Source organism: Brevundimonas sp. (assembly GCF_030704825.1).
Taxonomy (GTDB): domain Bacteria; phylum Pseudomonadota; class Alphaproteobacteria; order Caulobacterales; family Caulobacteraceae; genus Brevundimonas.
Map to the genome: position 1 here is coordinate 144,040 of NZ_JAUYNX010000015.1, position 14,503 is coordinate 158,542.

The 14,503-nt window shown below is 70.3% G+C and carries 15 protein-coding genes; 7 read left to right on the forward strand and 8 right to left on the reverse strand.

Annotated elements, in window-relative coordinates; genetic code table 11:
* Window positions 1-38: 38 nt before the first annotated feature.
* Window positions 39-464 carry a hypothetical protein gene (locus Q8Q71_RS08535; RefSeq protein WP_305759160.1) on the reverse strand — a complete coding sequence of 142 codons (426 nt, stop codon included), beginning with the start codon at window positions 462-464 and terminating at the stop codon, window positions 39-41.
* A 62-nt stretch (window positions 465-526) separates the two neighbouring features.
* On the reverse strand, window positions 527-1,483 hold the full coding sequence (gene htpX / locus Q8Q71_RS08540) for a zinc metalloprotease HtpX (RefSeq protein ID WP_305759161.1): 957 nt from the start codon (window positions 1,481-1,483) through the stop codon (window positions 527-529).
* Between the two features lie 87 nt (window positions 1,484-1,570).
* Here htpX and Q8Q71_RS08545 point away from each other — a divergent pair, with 87 nt between their 5' ends.
* The 3 genes from Q8Q71_RS08545 to Q8Q71_RS08555 all read left to right on the forward strand — a co-directional run bounded on the left by Q8Q71_RS08545 (window position 1,571) and on the right by Q8Q71_RS08555 (window position 3,336).
* Window positions 1,571-1,807 carry a DUF1674 domain-containing protein gene (locus Q8Q71_RS08545; protein ID WP_305759162.1) on the forward strand — a complete coding sequence of 79 codons (237 nt, stop codon included), beginning with the start codon at window positions 1,571-1,573 and terminating at the stop codon, window positions 1,805-1,807.
* Between the two features lie 58 nt (window positions 1,808-1,865).
* Window positions 1,866-2,324, forward strand: a complete 459-nt coding sequence (locus Q8Q71_RS08550) for a hypothetical protein (RefSeq protein WP_305759163.1) — start codon at window positions 1,866-1,868, stop codon at window positions 2,322-2,324.
* 136 nt (window positions 2,325-2,460) lie between these two features.
* Entirely contained in the window at window positions 2,461-3,336 is an 876-nt protein-coding gene (locus tag Q8Q71_RS08555) for a hypothetical protein (protein WP_305759164.1), read from the forward strand.
* Here Q8Q71_RS08555 and pyrF read toward each other — a convergent pair.
* A complete protein-coding gene (gene pyrF / locus Q8Q71_RS08560) occupies window positions 3,333-4,055 on the reverse strand; it encodes an orotidine-5'-phosphate decarboxylase (protein ID WP_305759210.1) in 723 nt (240 codons plus the stop codon). The genes Q8Q71_RS08555 and pyrF overlap by 4 nt on opposite strands.
* Window positions 4,056-4,159: 104 nt before the next feature.
* On the opposite strand from pyrF, the gene Q8Q71_RS08565 reads away from it, so the two are divergent.
* Entirely contained in the window at window positions 4,160-4,858 is a 699-nt protein-coding gene (locus Q8Q71_RS08565) for a MarC family protein (RefSeq protein WP_305759165.1), read from the forward strand.
* A gap of 2 nt (window positions 4,859-4,860) precedes the next feature.
* Here the strand turns inward: Q8Q71_RS08565 and Q8Q71_RS08570 are convergent, their stop codons facing one another.
* Window positions 4,861-5,673 carry an SDR family oxidoreductase gene (locus tag Q8Q71_RS08570; protein WP_305759166.1) on the reverse strand — a complete coding sequence of 271 codons (813 nt, stop codon included), beginning with the start codon at window positions 5,671-5,673 and terminating at the stop codon, window positions 4,861-4,863.
* 1 nt (window position 5,674) lies between these two features.
* Entirely contained in the window at window positions 5,675-6,145 is a 471-nt protein-coding gene (locus tag Q8Q71_RS08575) for an Rrf2 family transcriptional regulator (protein WP_305759167.1), read from the reverse strand.
* Between the two features lie 162 nt (window positions 6,146-6,307).
* Here Q8Q71_RS08575 and Q8Q71_RS08580 point away from each other — a divergent pair, with 162 nt between their 5' ends.
* The 3 genes from Q8Q71_RS08580 (at window position 6,308) to Q8Q71_RS08590 (ending at window position 10,286) form a co-directional block, all read left to right on the forward strand.
* Window positions 6,308-8,290 carry a potassium transporter Kup gene (locus Q8Q71_RS08580; RefSeq protein ID WP_305759168.1) on the forward strand — a complete coding sequence of 661 codons (1,983 nt, stop codon included), beginning with the start codon at window positions 6,308-6,310 and terminating at the stop codon, window positions 8,288-8,290.
* A 53-nt stretch (window positions 8,291-8,343) separates the two neighbouring features.
* On the forward strand, window positions 8,344-9,681 hold the full coding sequence (locus Q8Q71_RS08585; RefSeq protein ID WP_305759211.1) for an RsmB/NOP family class I SAM-dependent RNA methyltransferase: 1,338 nt from the start codon (window positions 8,344-8,346) through the stop codon (window positions 9,679-9,681).
* 173 nt (window positions 9,682-9,854) lie between these two features.
* Complete coding sequence (locus tag Q8Q71_RS08590) at window positions 9,855-10,286, forward strand: hypothetical protein (protein ID WP_305759169.1); 432 nt, start codon at window positions 9,855-9,857, stop codon at window positions 10,284-10,286.
* Window positions 10,287-10,919: 633 nt separating this feature from the next.
* Here Q8Q71_RS08590 and Q8Q71_RS08595 read toward each other — a convergent pair.
* The 3 genes from Q8Q71_RS08595 to murJ form a co-directional block, all read right to left on the reverse strand.
* Window positions 10,920-11,633 carry a GNAT family N-acetyltransferase gene (locus Q8Q71_RS08595; protein ID WP_305759170.1) on the reverse strand — a complete coding sequence of 238 codons (714 nt, stop codon included), beginning with the start codon at window positions 11,631-11,633 and terminating at the stop codon, window positions 10,920-10,922.
* A 68-nt stretch (window positions 11,634-11,701) separates the two neighbouring features.
* Window positions 11,702-12,748 (reverse strand): tryptophan--tRNA ligase, encoded by a 1,047-nt coding sequence (gene trpS, locus Q8Q71_RS08600; RefSeq protein WP_305759171.1) that lies wholly within the window; start codon window positions 12,746-12,748, stop codon window positions 11,702-11,704.
* Window positions 12,749-12,789: 41 nt separating this feature from the next.
* The gene (gene murJ, locus Q8Q71_RS08605; protein ID WP_305759172.1) at window positions 12,790-14,499 is read right to left on the reverse strand and encodes a murein biosynthesis integral membrane protein MurJ; all 1,710 of its coding nucleotides are present in this window, start codon (window positions 14,497-14,499) and stop codon (window positions 12,790-12,792) included.
* Window positions 14,500-14,503 lie beyond the last annotated feature (4 nt).

The window sequence follows — 14,503 nt, forward strand, 5'->3', positions numbered from 1 at the left end:
CAGACGCCCCGCGATGCAAGGGCGGGAATGCGGCAGGGTCACGAGACGCCCAGACGCCAATAGACCGCGGGTACGAGCAGGATCATAAAGATCGCCTGCTCGGCCATGCCCATGAACATGGCCGCATAGCTTCCAGTGGGGGACCATTGGTTCCGGACCGCCCGCGACGCCCCGCGCAAACAGCCCCAGGTGAGCGCAACGATCAGACCGTTCAGGACCCAGGTCGCGACGAGGGAGCGTCTCCAGTCTTCGGCCCAGCGCTCGCCGGCGATGACGAGGCCGATCAGGATCGCGAGCAGGACAGGCGCGGCGACCAGTAGGCGCCGCATGAGCGTTCGGGCGCGGGAGAGGTCTTCATCCACGGCGCCAATCCGGACCCGTCCCAGTTCCCCGAGGTCGCGACGCAACCCGACCATGGCGAGGACGCCGAGGGCCAGCAGGAGCAGGAGGATCAGAACAGCCATGCCCGGGAAGGGTGCGACGCCCCGCCCTTCTTCACAACAGGTTGTTGCTCAGGTCCGCGGGATCAGCCCCACGGGCCAGAGCGGCTCACGGGCGTGGTCGGCACGCTGGTCGTGGTCGCCCGGGGCGCAGCCGCGGCGAAGTCCGGGCGGCGCGCCGCCGGCCCCATCGTCGTCCCCAGGGCCATCAGCGCCTTCACCCGGTTGCCGGTGGCCGGATGGGTCGAGAACAGATTGTCGGCCCCGCGGCCCGCCAGCGGGTTGATGATGAACAACTGGCCGGAGGCCGGATTGCGCTCGGCCGTCGGATTGACGATGCGCCGGGCGTGTCCGTCGATCTTCTGCAGGGCGGAGGCGAGGGCCTCGGGGTCGCCGGCGATCCCGGCGCCGACGCGGTCGGCCTCATACTCGCGGCCGCGGCTGATGGCCATCTGCACCAGGCCGGCGGCCATGGGGGCCAGGATCATTAGGGCGAGCGTCCCGATGAGGCCGCCCGGCCGTTCGCGGTCGTCACCGCCGCCGAAGAACATCGCGAAATTGGCCAGGGCGGCGATGGCGCCGGCGACGGTGGCGGTCACCGTCATGGTCAGGGTGTCGCGGTTCTTCACATGGGCCAGCTCATGCGCCATCACCCCGCGGATCTCCTCGCGGGACAGCATGTCCAGCAGGCCGGTCGTGGCGCAGACGGCTGCATTCTCCGGATTGCGGCCGGTGGCGAAGGCGTTGGGCTGGTCGTTGGGTATGATGGCGATGACCGGACGGGGAAGGCCGGCGTTCCGGGCCATCTGGACCACGTCGGCGACATAGACGCGGACCACGGCGTTGGGGTGCTGCTCGTCGACCGGCTGGGCCCGGTACATCTTCAACACGATCCTGTCGGCGTTCCAGTAGCTGAACAGGTTCATGCCGCCGGCCAGGACCAGGGCGACCAGCATGCCGGTCGGCCCGCCCAGCAGATAGCCGAGGCCGACGAACAGGGCGGTCAGGGCCGCCAGCAGGGTGAAGGTCTTGAGGTGGTTCATGGTCCGAAATATTCGATCGCAACTGGCGCCTGACAGGCGAACCCTTCATGTGTGCGGATCAACGCCCAGGCTCAAGGCGAGGCCGCTGTGACCGATCATCCCACCCCCGAAGACGCCGCCGGAGCGGCGCTCAACGCCGACGTCCCTCACGCCGCCTCCGACCGGCCGCTGACGGAGGCCGCGCGCCGCGCCCTGCTGGAGGCCGCCGAACGCCGCGCCGCCGCGGGCGAGGCCGACCTGCCGCCCGAGCATGGGGGACCCCGCGGCCCGGAGCCGACCCGCTTCGGCGACTGGGAGAAGAAGGGTCTGGCGGTCGATTTCTGAGGGCGGCGAACGAAGGCGGGCGAACGGCGTTAACCCTTTCGTTCAGGAGAGCTTCCCGATGATCCGCGCCCTCGCCGCCGCCGCGGCCCTCGCCACCCTCGCCTTCGCCGGCGCCGCCTCGGCCCAGACGTACGGACAGCCGGTCTATCTCGACGCCTGGGGACGACCCGTGGGCGGCACGCCCCTGTCCGAGGTCGAGACCCGATCCTATGTCGAGACCGGGCGATGGGCGGACGGCTATTCAGATCGACCGCGCGTCCATGTGCCGGCTCCCGCCTACGGACATGGGTACGGCCGGCCCTACAGCTACGGCGGCCACGGCCATGGCCGGTTTCGGGGCCACGGCCATGACCGGGGATACGGCCGCTACGATCCGCCCGCCAGGCCCGGCTATCGGGACGAGTGGGGTTATAACGACGACCGGCCGCCGTCGGCGCGGCGATGGTCGGACGACGGACGTTCGCGGCGCCATGACCGCGATTGCGGCTGCGGCGACGTCTACCTCTACGACCGCTGAGCGGACGATTCCGGGCCGACACGGTTAATTTGGACGCCCTGAGGGGAAAGGGCGCCGTCGCCTTTCGCCCGCTCGGTGCAAGCCGGTCTCTTTGGTTTCCAAAAGCTTAAAACGGCTCCGAATTGGAGTCCGTGACATGCGCATCCTCAACGCTGCGGTCGGCGCCGTCCTGCTGATCCTCGTCGCCAGCCCGGCCTTCGCCGGCGACCGGCGCGGCGGTGGCCAGCCGGGCGGGGGCCACCAGGGCGGCGGAGGAGGCTGCGGCGGCGGCTGTGGCGGCGGCGGCCATCAGCCCCCGCCCTACACGCCGCCTCCCCCTCACGGCGGCGGCTACAACGGAAACATCAATGTGAACGTCAACGCCAGTGCGAGCGCGTATGCGGGCGCCTCAGCCGCCTCGCATTTCAACGCCCGCGCCTATGACGTCGGCGGCATCCGGGGTCGCGGCTACGGCGGCGGCACGGTCTATGTCGGCGGCGGCTACGGCGGCGACGGCGGCGGCTATTACGGCGGCGGCGCGATCTACAATGAGGAGGTCTACGAAGGCCGGACCTGCGCCAGCGCCCCGTTCGGCTATGTCGTCGGCGGCTTCGGCCGCGAGGGTCGCCGCCCGCCTGCCTGTCTGGGCGGCGGCGGGGGCTGCCGCGGCGAGGATCGCGGAGGCCGCTACGGCCACAGCGAGCGCCATGGCTGCGACGGCGGCCGGCGCGAAGACTATTACGGCGCCTACGAGGAGTCCGGCGGGTCGTACGAGAGCTACGAATCCTACGAAGAGTACGGCGCCTATTCCGGCGGAAGCTACGAGGAGGCGGGATACGGCCACGACGGCCGCGGCGGCTCCTACGGAGACTGCGGCTGCCGTCACGACGACGACTACGTCCCCTATCCACCGCCCTATCTGCCGGAGCCGCCGCGCTGGCATGAGCCGTCGCCGCCGGAACGGCCGCACCGGCCGCGCCCGCCCCGGCCGTCGCGCCAGCACTACAGCCAGGAGCCCGGCGAACGCGGCTAGGTCCGGCGGGCGACCCCGGCGATCGATGCGGCGATGGCCGAGGCGGCCCGCAAGGGGTCGTCAGCCCCGACCACCGGCCGGGCCACGACCAGATGGGTGGCGCCGGCCTCCAGCGCCGCGCGCGGCGTGGCCACGCGCTGCTGGTCGCCCTTGTCGGCGCCGTCGGGCCGCACGCCCGGGGTGACGACCAGGAAGCCGGGCCGGCCGGCCTCGTCAGCAATCTCGCGCACGCGCGTCGCCTCCAGCGGGCTGGAGACCACGCCGTCGACGCCGCAGTCCAGCGCCTGCCGCACGCGCCGCTCGACCAGGTCGGCGGCCGAAAAGCCGTAGCCCAGGTCGGTCAGGTCGGCGTCCGACAGGCTGGTCAGGACGGTGACGGCCAGAAGTTTCGTGTCCGATCCCGCGGCGTCCCGCCCCTTGACCGCGCCGCGCATCACCTGGGGCTCGGCGTGGACGGTCAGCAGGTCGCAGCCGCCCTCGGCCACGGCCCGGGCCGCGCCTTCGACCTGGGCCCCGATGTCGTGCAGCTTCCAGTCCTGGAACACGAACCGGCCCTCGGCCCGCAACGCGTGGGCGAAGGCGACGCCGCCAGGACGGGCCAGAAGCGTCAGGCCGATCTTGTAGCTGCTGACCGCGTCGCCCAGCCGGTCGACCATGGCCCGGGCGGCGTCCAGCGAGGGCAGGTCGAGACCGACGATCAGCCGGGGGTCGGTCGGCACGGGGGTCATGGCGTCGCTCCTTTTCGACCGTCAGGGCTGGACGCGCGCGCGCGCGTCAGCCTTGATGGGCCGCGGTTGGGTGAATTGCAGGGCGAGGCCAGCACATGGACGCGGTCGATCTGGGCGTCAACCTGTTCGTGGCCCTGTTCGCCCTGGTGGACCCGATCGGCAACATTCCGATCTTCGCCGCGGCCACGGCCGGGGCCTCGATGCGCCAGAGGCTTTCGGTCTCGGGCCTGATCTGCATCTTCATCGTCGTCTTCCTGGCCTTCTTCTTCTTCACCGGCCTGGGACTGCTGCAGTTCTTCGGCATCTCGCTCGCCGCCTTCCGCATCGCGGGCGGCATCCTGCTGCTGCTGCTGGGCCTCGACATGACGCGCGAGGACTTCCTCAAGATGTTCGCCGACGCCGACGCGGTGAAGGACGCCCAGGACGTCCGCGGCTACGCCCGCCGCCGGTTCCAGCGACTGGTGGTGCCCTTCGCCATGCCGCTGCTAATCGGGCCCGGGGCCATCTCGACCATCATCATCCAGGCGGGCGAGGCCGAAAAGGTCGGCCCGGCCGGCCAGGCCGCGGGCGTGGCGGCCATCGTGGCCGCCGGCTTCGCCACCTTCGTCGTCTTCACCCTGACCGGCCCGATCAGCCGCCTGCTCGGCGAGATCGGCATGGCCATCATCGTGCGGGTGCTGGGCCTGATCCTGTGCGCCCTGGCCATCCAGTTCATTCTCGCCGGCCTGTCGGAGGCCATCCCCGGCATGTTCAGCAGCATCGCCACCACGCCGTATCCGGACGCCGGGCACTAGGATCAGATCCGCTTCAGCCGCTTGGCGTGGCCGCCGACCATCCCGAGCGCGACCCGATCCGGCAGGTGTTTGGCCAGAGCCGCCAGCAGGTTGTTCATCACCCCCGGCGTGACCTTCGGCCGGTTGGCCTCGCAGGCCGCATACCCGACCCGCGCCACATGGTCCGCCGTCTGCCACATCCAGGCGGGATAGGCTGACGACACCTGCTCGCGCGTGCCGTTGGCGTCGTGGAATTCGGTCAGGGTGTAGCCGGGGCACAGGGCGGTGACGTGGACGCCGGTTCCGCGCAGTTCCAGATGCAGCCCTTGCGACGCCTTGATCAGGAAGCTCTTGATCGGGCCGTACAGGGTGTCGCCGCCCGTCGCGGGCATCTGGCCGGCGAGGGAGGCGACGTTGAGGATGCGGCCATAGCCGCGCTCGACCATGGCCGGAGCGAACAGCCGGGCCAGCTCCACCGGCGCGGCCAGCATGACCTGGATCATGGCCCGGTGGGCCGCCGGGTCGGTGTTGAGGAAGCCGGCGGTGCGGCTGAATCCGGCGTTGTTGACCAGGCCGTCCACGGCCAGGCCCCTGGACTGGATCGTGTCGAACAGCCGGCGCGGCGCGGCGGGGTCCGCGAGGTCGTCGATCAGGACGGTGGCGGCGGCGCCCAGCAACGCCAGGTCGTCAGCCAGCGCCCGCAAGGGGGCCTCGCGCCGCGCCGTCAGGACAAGGTCCCAGCCCTTTTCCGCATAGACCCGCGCCAGGGCCGCGCCGATGCCGGCCGAGGCGCCGGTGATCAGCGCCACGGGCCGCGGCCGCGAGGGCAGGCTCATCTCAGGCGGCGACCGGACAGGATGCGTGGGGGGCGAAGGCCGCCAGAGAGACCGGATCGTGGTCCAGCAGGTCGGCGATGGTGATCTTCGACAGGGCCTGTCCCGCGGCCTGGTCGGCGGCGGTCAGGGCCTTGGCCACCTGGCGCGGAATGTGTTCGCTGACCGGGCAGCCCCTGGCTCCGGCGGGCGGGGAACCGAGGTGGGCGCAACCGTTGACGGCGCGCAGCACGGTCTCCAGCGAGATGGCCTGCGGCTCGTGCAACAGCCAGGCGCCGCCCGAGGCGCCCGGGCGGGTGGCGATCAGTCCGGCCTTGGCCAGCAGGGCGGTCACGCGGCGGATGACGACGGGATTGGTCGGAATCGAGGCGGCCAGAATCGCGCTCGGCACGGCCTGGGCCGGCGAGACGGCGCCCTTGTGGGCCAGATAGGCCAGGGCGTGGGCGGCGACGGGAAAACGTTGGCTGTCGGACATGATGCGCCCCCAAGATAGGACGTGCCGGCGTGTTTCACAAACCGGCCCTCATGGCGCGGAACCTTCGCAAGTGCAGCACGATTGAACCGGGGGATGAAAGGGCCTAAAGGCTCGCCGCTCGTTTGATGGGAACCGCGCCGTGCGGCGTCCCGGAGGCACTTCATGGTCGGGGCCCCTCCCCAAGGTGAAGACGGCAAGCCCGCCGCGAATTCCCTCTCTCCCCTGGACAGGTCCGTCGCGCCGGCCCACCCGCACCCCGCGGCGGCCGGCGAGGGCGGCCACAAGGTCGGCAAATGGGGCCTGATCATCGGCGCCATCGGCGTGGTGTTCGGCGACATCGGCACCAGCCCGCTCTACGCGATGCGCGAGGCCCTGCATCACAGCCGTAGCGGCGGGGGGACCGAGCTGGCCGTGCTGGGCGTGGTTTCGCTGGTGTTCTGGGCCCTGATCCTCGTGGTGACCCTGAAATACGTCGTCTTTCTGATGAAGGCCGACAACAAGGGCGAGGGCGGCACCCTGGCCCTGATGGCTCTGGCCCAGCGCGCCGTCGGGCGGCGGTCCGGCCTGATCTTCCTGCTCGGCGTCTGCGGCGCGGCCCTGTTCTACGGCGACGGCATCATCACCCCCGCCGTCTCGGTGGTCGGCGCCATCGAGGGGCTGAAGGACGCTCCCGGCATGGGCGATGCGCTCAGTCCGTTCGTGGTACCGATCTCGGCGGGCATCCTGATCGCCCTGTTCCTCGTGCAGTCCAAGGGGACCGCCAGCGTGGCGCGCTTCTTCGGCCCGCTCACGCTCGCCTGGTTCCTCGTGCTGGCCGGGCTGGGGCTGCTGCACATCTTCGACGACCCCTCAGTCTTCCGCTCCCTGTCGCCCCACTACGGCGTCATGTTCCTGATCGACAACGGATTCCTCGGCTTCGTCATCCTCGGCAGCGTCTTCCTGGCGGTGACCGGGGCCGAGGCGCTCTATGCCGACATGGGCCATTTCGGCAAGGCGCCGATCCGGGCCGGCTGGCTGTTCGTGGTGCTGCCCAGCCTGACCCTCAACTATCTGGGACAGGGCGCGCTGGTGCTCTCCGACCCGACCGCCGTGGAGAACCCCTTCTTCCGCATGATACCCGAGGTGATCTACTGGCCGGTGATCCTGCTGGCCACGGCCGCCGCGTGCATCGCCAGCCAGGCCGTGATCACCGGCGCCTTCTCGCTGACCCAGCAGGCGGTGCAGCTCGGCCTGCTGCCGCGTCTGGACATCCGTCCGACCAGCGAAACCCAGGCGGGCCAGATCTTCGTCCCGTCCGTGAACACCTTCCTGATGGTCGGCGTGCTGGTCCTGCTCGTGCTGTTCCCGACGTCGTCGCAACTGACCTCGGCCTACGGGATCGCGGTCACGGGGGCGATGTTCGTCGACACCCTGCTGGCCTGGTTCGTCCTGCGACGGATCTGGAACTGGTCCCTGCCGCTGTCCCTGGCGGCGGTCGTGCCGCTGGCGCTGCTCGATCTCGTCTTCATCAGCTCCAACGCCCTGAAGATTCCTGACGGCGCCTGGCTGCCCCTGGTGCTCGGCGCGGCGCTCGTCCTGATCATGTGGACCTGGGTGCGCGGCACCCAGATCGTCACGGCCAAGACCCGCAAGGACAGCCTCCCGCTCGCCGACCTGATCGAGATGCTGCGCGCCCGGCCGCCTCACCGGGCCCCCGGCACGGCCATCTTCCTCACCTCGGACCCGGACATCGCCCCGGTCGCCCTGATGCACAATCTCAAGCACAACAAGGTGCTGCACGAGAAGAACATCATCCTGACCGTGCGCACCACCGACCGGCCGCGGGTTTCCGACGCCGATCGCGTGCAGATCGAACCGATCTCGGACGACTTCAAGAAGCTGGTCATCTCCTACGGCTTCATGGAACAGCCCAATGTGCCCAAGGCGCTCAACCTGTGCCGCAAGCAGCGGGGGCTGAAGTTCGACATCATGTCGACCAGCTTCTTCCTCGGCCGCCGCTCGATCATCCCCTCGGCGAACCAGGGCATGCCCCTGTGGCAGGATCGCCTGTACATCTTCCTGATGCGCAACGCGGCCAATCCCACCGACTTCTTCCACATCCCGCCCGGACGCGTGGTCGAACTCGGCACCCAGGTGTCCGTGTGAGCCGCGAGCCGGGCCAGGGTCAGGGCCGCAATTCCGCGGCCCGCGGCCGCCGCATGGCCGACAAGTCCCGGGGACCGCGTCCGCCGCGCCCCGAACTGCCCCGCGACGAGGCCGCCGACATCGGCGTCGAGGCGCGTCTGGCCGCCGGCGTCCTGCTCAACGCCGCGCTGGAGGGCCGCGGCGGGCTGGACGCCGCCCTGTCGTTCCGCGAGGTCGCCGACCTGCCCGGCCCCGACCGCGCCTTCGCCCGCGCCGTGGCCATGGCCGCCCTGCGCCGCCTCGGCGAGATCGACCAGATCCTCGACCGCCGCCTGCAGAAGAGCCCGCCGCTGGCGGTGCGCACCATCCTGCGCGTCGCCCTCGCCCAGACCCTCGTCCTGGAAACCCCGGCCTTCGCGGCGGTGTCGACGGCGGTGAAGCTGGCCGAGCGCGAACCGAAGACGCGCCCTTACAAGAATCTGGTCAACGCCGTCCTGCGCGGCATCGAGCGCGAAGGTCCGGGCCTGACCACGGCCGAGAGCAATCTGCCCGAATGGCTGGCCGCCCGCTGGCGCGCCGCCTACGGCGAGGCGACGCTGGTCGGTCTGGCCCTGGCCGCGCGCGAGGAGCCGGCGACGGACCTGAGCGTCAGGCCGGAGGTCGATGCGGCGACGGTCGCCGAGGCCGTCGAGGGCGAGGTCCTGCCGGGCGGGACGGTCCGCACCGGGCGTCGCGGCGACGTGGCCGGCTGGCCGGGCTTCGAGGACGGGACCTGGTGGGTGCAGGACGCCGCCGCCGCCGTGCCCGTTCGCCTGCTCGCGCCGAAGGCCGGCGAGTCCATCGTTGATTTCTGCGCCGCGCCCGGCGGCAAGACGCTGCAGATCGCCGCCGCGGGCGCCGCGGTCGTGGCGCTGGACCGGTCGGCGGCGCGACTGAAGCGGCTGACCGGAAATCTGGAGCGGACGGGCCTGACCGCCGAAGTCGTCGCCACCCCGGCCGAGGACTGGGACGACCCGCGCGGCTTCGACGCCGTCCTCCTGGACGCCCCCTGCACGGCCACCGGCACCTTCCGGCGCAATCCCGAGGTGCTGCGCGCCACCAAGCCCGCCGACGTGGCCAAACTGGCCGATGTGCAGCACCGGCTGCTGGACGCCGCGGCGGAGCGGGTGAAGCCTGGCGGGCGGCTGGTCTATTGCGTCTGTTCGCTGGAGCGCGAGGAGGGGGAGACCCAGATCATCGCCTTCCTGCGCCGCAACCCGGCCTTCAGAACCGCGCCCGCCGTTCCCGCCGAGGTCGGTGCGCCGGAGCAGGCCCTGACTCCCGAGGGCTGGCTGCGCATCCTGCCGTCCATGTGGGCGGAAAAGGGCGGTCTGGACGGCTTCTTCATCGCCCGGCTGGACCGGATCGGCTGAGGCGGGGCGGAGCCGGAGAGGATTTCGGCCGGCGCTCTCAGCGGCGCCCGGCCCGGGCCTTTCCGCCAGGCGCGTCATCCACCAGATCAGGGTCAGCGCTGACGCCCCTGCAGCGGTCGCAAGGAATGTCTACTAAGGGTGGGAAGCGGACATACCCCGCGTTACGGTTCGACATGGAACAAGACCAGATTTCGGTTCAGCGGCTAATGGATCGCTTCCGCGATGCGTCGAAGGACCTTTTTGATCGGCATTTCAATGACGAGTTCGTCGCGGAACGCTTCGGATGGGTTCAGGACGCCATGTTCCTCGTCATGGTGCTCAACTATTTCGATCTGAGCGCGAAGAAGGAAGTCTACCCGGAGATTGCCATTGCGCCGAAAGATCGGGCGCGCGCGGCCGTTCAGAACGATAGCAGGCTCACAGAGCTCGCGGCGGGTGACGTTCTCCACTACCGCTACTTCTTCGACGCGGAGCAAGACAGCCGCGATATGGCCGTCGTCGTGGCGACGGTCGCACAGGCATCTGACGCTGAACTCGTCGGCCACGACGTAGCGTTGAGCTATGCCGACTGCCGATTTATCGGGTCAGTTGACCCTACAGACTGACGTCCGCATCGGGTCGGGAGCGGACTGTCGCCTGAAGGTGGTAAGCGGAAGCAAGTCGATATAACCGTGGGCTAGCAGTAGCCGAGGTAAGACGAATGGGACTTTGGCGAGCCAAGTCCGACCCCTACCGCCCTCGTCTATGGGTGAAAGTCGGATTGCATGTCGGCCAGCTTGTCCTAACCGCATTCGGCGCTTGGGCGGCAGCCACCGGGGTTTGGGGACGACCTTGGTTTTTGATCCTGCTTTTGCCCCTCGCAGGGGTGATCGTGCGAGCCATAATTCTGGAAATGCGCAGACCCGGTTGAGCTGCTGAGTTGTCCCGCTGCCGTCCGCAATGGGTCGTGAACGGACACCACTTCGACGGCCCGACGCAGACGTTCGGGTAGAGACTCTCGCCCCTCCCAACCCGCCCTTCTCGCCCCCGAATTCCGCTACTTCCGCCCCTTGCCGCAGCGAGAAAGCAGGGCGCCTCGACGCCTGCGTCCGTTTCTGACGCACGGCCGTGCATACTGGTCGAATGCCCGCAGGGCCTGGTCTTTGACACCGCTGAACCTGCCTTCGCCGACCTCCAGGCGTCGGCTCACGTCAGGATTCCGAGAGGCGTTCGGGCCGGGCGCCGGTTCCGCATATTTTTCAGGACCGACCCGCTACTCTCGAGACATCACCGGGACCGTCCAGCACCGTATAGGTAATGGATGTCCGCACGCTGAACCCCAGCGTCTCATACAGGGCGATGGTCGCCGCGTGCGCCGCATAGACGTGCAGGAAGGCCTGTTCGCCGCGTTCCAGAATCCGCTGCGCCACCACCCGCATCAGGGCGCTGGCGTAGCCGTGGCCGCGATGGTCGGGGTGGGTGCAGACGCCCGAGACCTCGGTGAAACCGGAAGGCCGCATCCGCTCCCCGGCCATGGCGATCAGCTTGCCGTCCTGTTTCACGCCGATGAAGTCGCCGAGCCGATGGGTCCTTTCGAAGAAGGGGCCGGGAACGGTCAGGGTCGCCAGCGCGAGCATGTCGGCGGCGTCGGCCTCGCCCAGGGGCTCGAAGGCGATGTCGCGACCGCCGGCGGTCAGGCCCGAGGTCGTCATTTGCACGCACGCCGCCTGCGCCCGCACCGTCGTCTCCGGCGGCAAGGGCATGTCCCCGGCCTCGACCAGGCCCATTCCGTTCGGCGAAATGTTGAGCGCGCCCAGCGCCGCCGTGCTCTCCGGCGAGGCGTCGGCCGCCGCCGCGAACAGGGCCCAGGCCGGGTCGAACCGCAGCGCCCGCGCGTCGCCGAGGGCCAGCGACGCCTGACGGCTGGTCAGGGCGCTCCATACGGGACGATCGAGGGGGTGGGCGAGGCTCATCCGGCCTTACCTAGCGCAAGCGGCGCCGTTCGCCAGAGGCGGAGCGATGCGGCGTCCGGAACCCGCCGTCAGGCCCGCCAGAAGCCCACGATCTTCTTGACCTCGTCGACCACCGGATCGGCGAGGGCGGCGGCGCGTTCGGCGCCGTCCTTCAGCACCCGGTCGATCTCGGCGGGATCGGCCATCAGCCGGCGCATCTCGGCGGTGACCGGGGCCATGGAGGCGACCGCCAGATCGGCCAGTTTGGGCTTGAAGGCGCCGAAGCCCTGGCCGGCGAACTCGGCCAGCACGGCCTCGCGGCTCATGTCGGCGAGGGCCGCATAGATGGTGACCAGGTTCCTGGCCTCGGCGCGGCCCTCGAGGCCCTCCAGCGTTTCGGGCAGCGGATCCGGATCGGTGCGGGCCTTGCGGATCTTGGCGACGATCGAGTCGGCGTCGTCGGTCAGGTTGATGCGCGACTGGTCCGAGGGATCGGACTTGCTCATCTTGGCCGCGCCGTCGCGCAGGCTCATGACCCGCGGCGCCGGTCCCTGGGTCAGGGGTTCGGGCAGGGGGAAGAAGCCGGGCGCGTTGAAGTCGGTGTTGAACTTCTGGGCGATGTCGCGGGTCAGCTCGAGGTGCTGCTTCTGGTCCTCGCCGGTCGGCACCTCGGTGGCCTTGTACAGCAGGATGTCGGCCGCCTGGAGCACCGGGTACGTGTAGAGACCGACGCTCGAGCGTTCCTTGTGCTTGCCCGACTTCTCCTTGAACTGGGTCATGCGGTCCAGCCAGCCGAGGCGGGCGACGCAGTTCAGGATCCAGGCCAGTTCGGAATGGGCCCGCACTGCCGACTGGGGCCAAATGATCGAGCGCGTCGGGTCGAGGCCGGAGGCCAGATAGGCGGCGGCGATCTCGCGGGTCTGGGCGGTCAGCTTCTCCGGATCCTGCCAGACGGTGATGGCGTGCAGGTCGGCGACGAACAGGAAGCAGGGCGCGCCCGTGTCCTGCAGCTGGGTGAAGCGCTTCAGGGCGCCGAGATAGTTGCCCAGATGCAGGGCGCCGGAAGCCTGGATGCCGGACAGGACACGGCGGGGACCGGCATAGGCGGGAGCGGCGGCGGGGGAGGCGTCGGTCATGTCGAGGCGCAATGCCCGACCGTCGCCCAAGGAGCAAGCCGTTACTTGCCCGTTCGCCGCAGCAGGCCCTTCACCTCGGCCGCCGTGATCGCCCGGGTGGCGAAGGCCAGGGCGATGTAGGCCAGTCCGCCCGCGGCGGTGACGAGCAGCAGGGCGACCTCCTTGGCGCCGACGCCGACGCCGACGGCGCCGAGGATATCCGTCACCGGCGCCTCGATCCGGGACCGGCTCGCGGCCGCCAGGCCGACGATCAGCGCCAGACCGGCGGCGGACAGGCCGATGCGGGCCAGACGGGCCAGGGCCTGGCCGCCCGGCCGGTAGAGCCCGCGTCGCCAGAGGGTCGCGGCCAGCAGGATCACATTGGTCCAGGCGGCCGCTGAAACCGCCGCCGCTATGCCCGCTATGCCCCAGCCGAGGTTGAACAGGCCGATCGCCAGGGCCGCGTTCACCGCCACGGAGACGAGGGCGAAGACCATCGGCGTGCGCGTGTCGCGCCGGGCGAAGAAGGCCGGGGCGAGGATGCGGATCAGCACGAAGGCGGGCACGCCCCAGCCGAACTGGAACAGGGCGCGGGCCGTGTTGACCGCGTCGACCTGCAGGAAGGCGCCGCGGGTGAACAGGGCGTCGATCAGGAAATAGGGCATGGCCATCAGCGCCGCCGCGGCCGGCAGGGTCAGGGCCATGGACAGGGTCAGGGCCTCGTCCATCGAGGCCTGCTGCTGGGCGTGGTTGTCGGAGGCCACGGCGCGCGACAGGCGCGGCAGCAGGGCGATGCCGATGGCGACCCCGACGAGACCCAGCGGCAGCTGGTACAGGCGGTCGGCCGTCGCCAGCCAGGTCCGGCCGCCGGCCACGAAGCTGGACAGGTTGCCCGAGATGAAGACGTTGATCTGGGTCGCCGAATTGCCGATGGCGGCGGGAATGGCGGTGATGATGATGGCCTTCACCGCCGGCGTCAGCCGCGGCAGGGCCAGGCGGATGTCGGCTCCGGCCCGGCGCGCCGCCCACCAGCACAGGCCAGCCTGGGACACCCCCGCGGCGAGCACCGCCCACGAGGCGGCGTAGGCGGCGCCGATCTGGCCGCCCTGGGCCGGAATCACGGCGACCAGCATGATGACGTTGAGCAGGACCGGATAGGCCCCCGAGACGATGAACCGTCCGCGGGCGTTCAGCACGCCGCTGAGCAGGGCCGCCACGGCCATGCAGGGCAGATAGGGCATGGTGATCTGGGTCAGGACGACCGCCAGCTTGAAGCGGGCCGGATCGTCGAGGAAGCCGACGTTGATCACGGCCATGAGCCACGGCATGGCCAGCTGGGCGACGATGGTCAGCGCCAGGGTGGCGAAGGCCACCGCCGCCAGGGCGTCCGTGGCGACCTTGTCCGCGACCGCTTCGCCCTCGGTCTCCAGGGTCCGGGCGTAGGCCGGCACGAAGGCGGCGGCGAAAGCCCCCTCGGCGAAGATGCGGCGGAACAGATTGGGGAAGTTCAGCGCCGTGTTGTAGGCGTCCGCGGCGGGTCCGACCGAGGCCCCCAGCGCGGCCGAGATGACGATGTCGCGGGCGAAGCCGGCGAGGCGGCTGACCAGGGTCAGGCCGCTGAAGATCGCCGACGATCGCATCATGCCCCCGCCCTTGCGCGCGGTCGTGGCCGAGGCGGGGGGCTGGACCATCGGGTCGGTCGTCGCCGTGGCCGACGGCACCGGCGGGGCGGCCTCGATCGGTTCAGCCCGGGAGTCGATCTTTCTGGCCATGTCA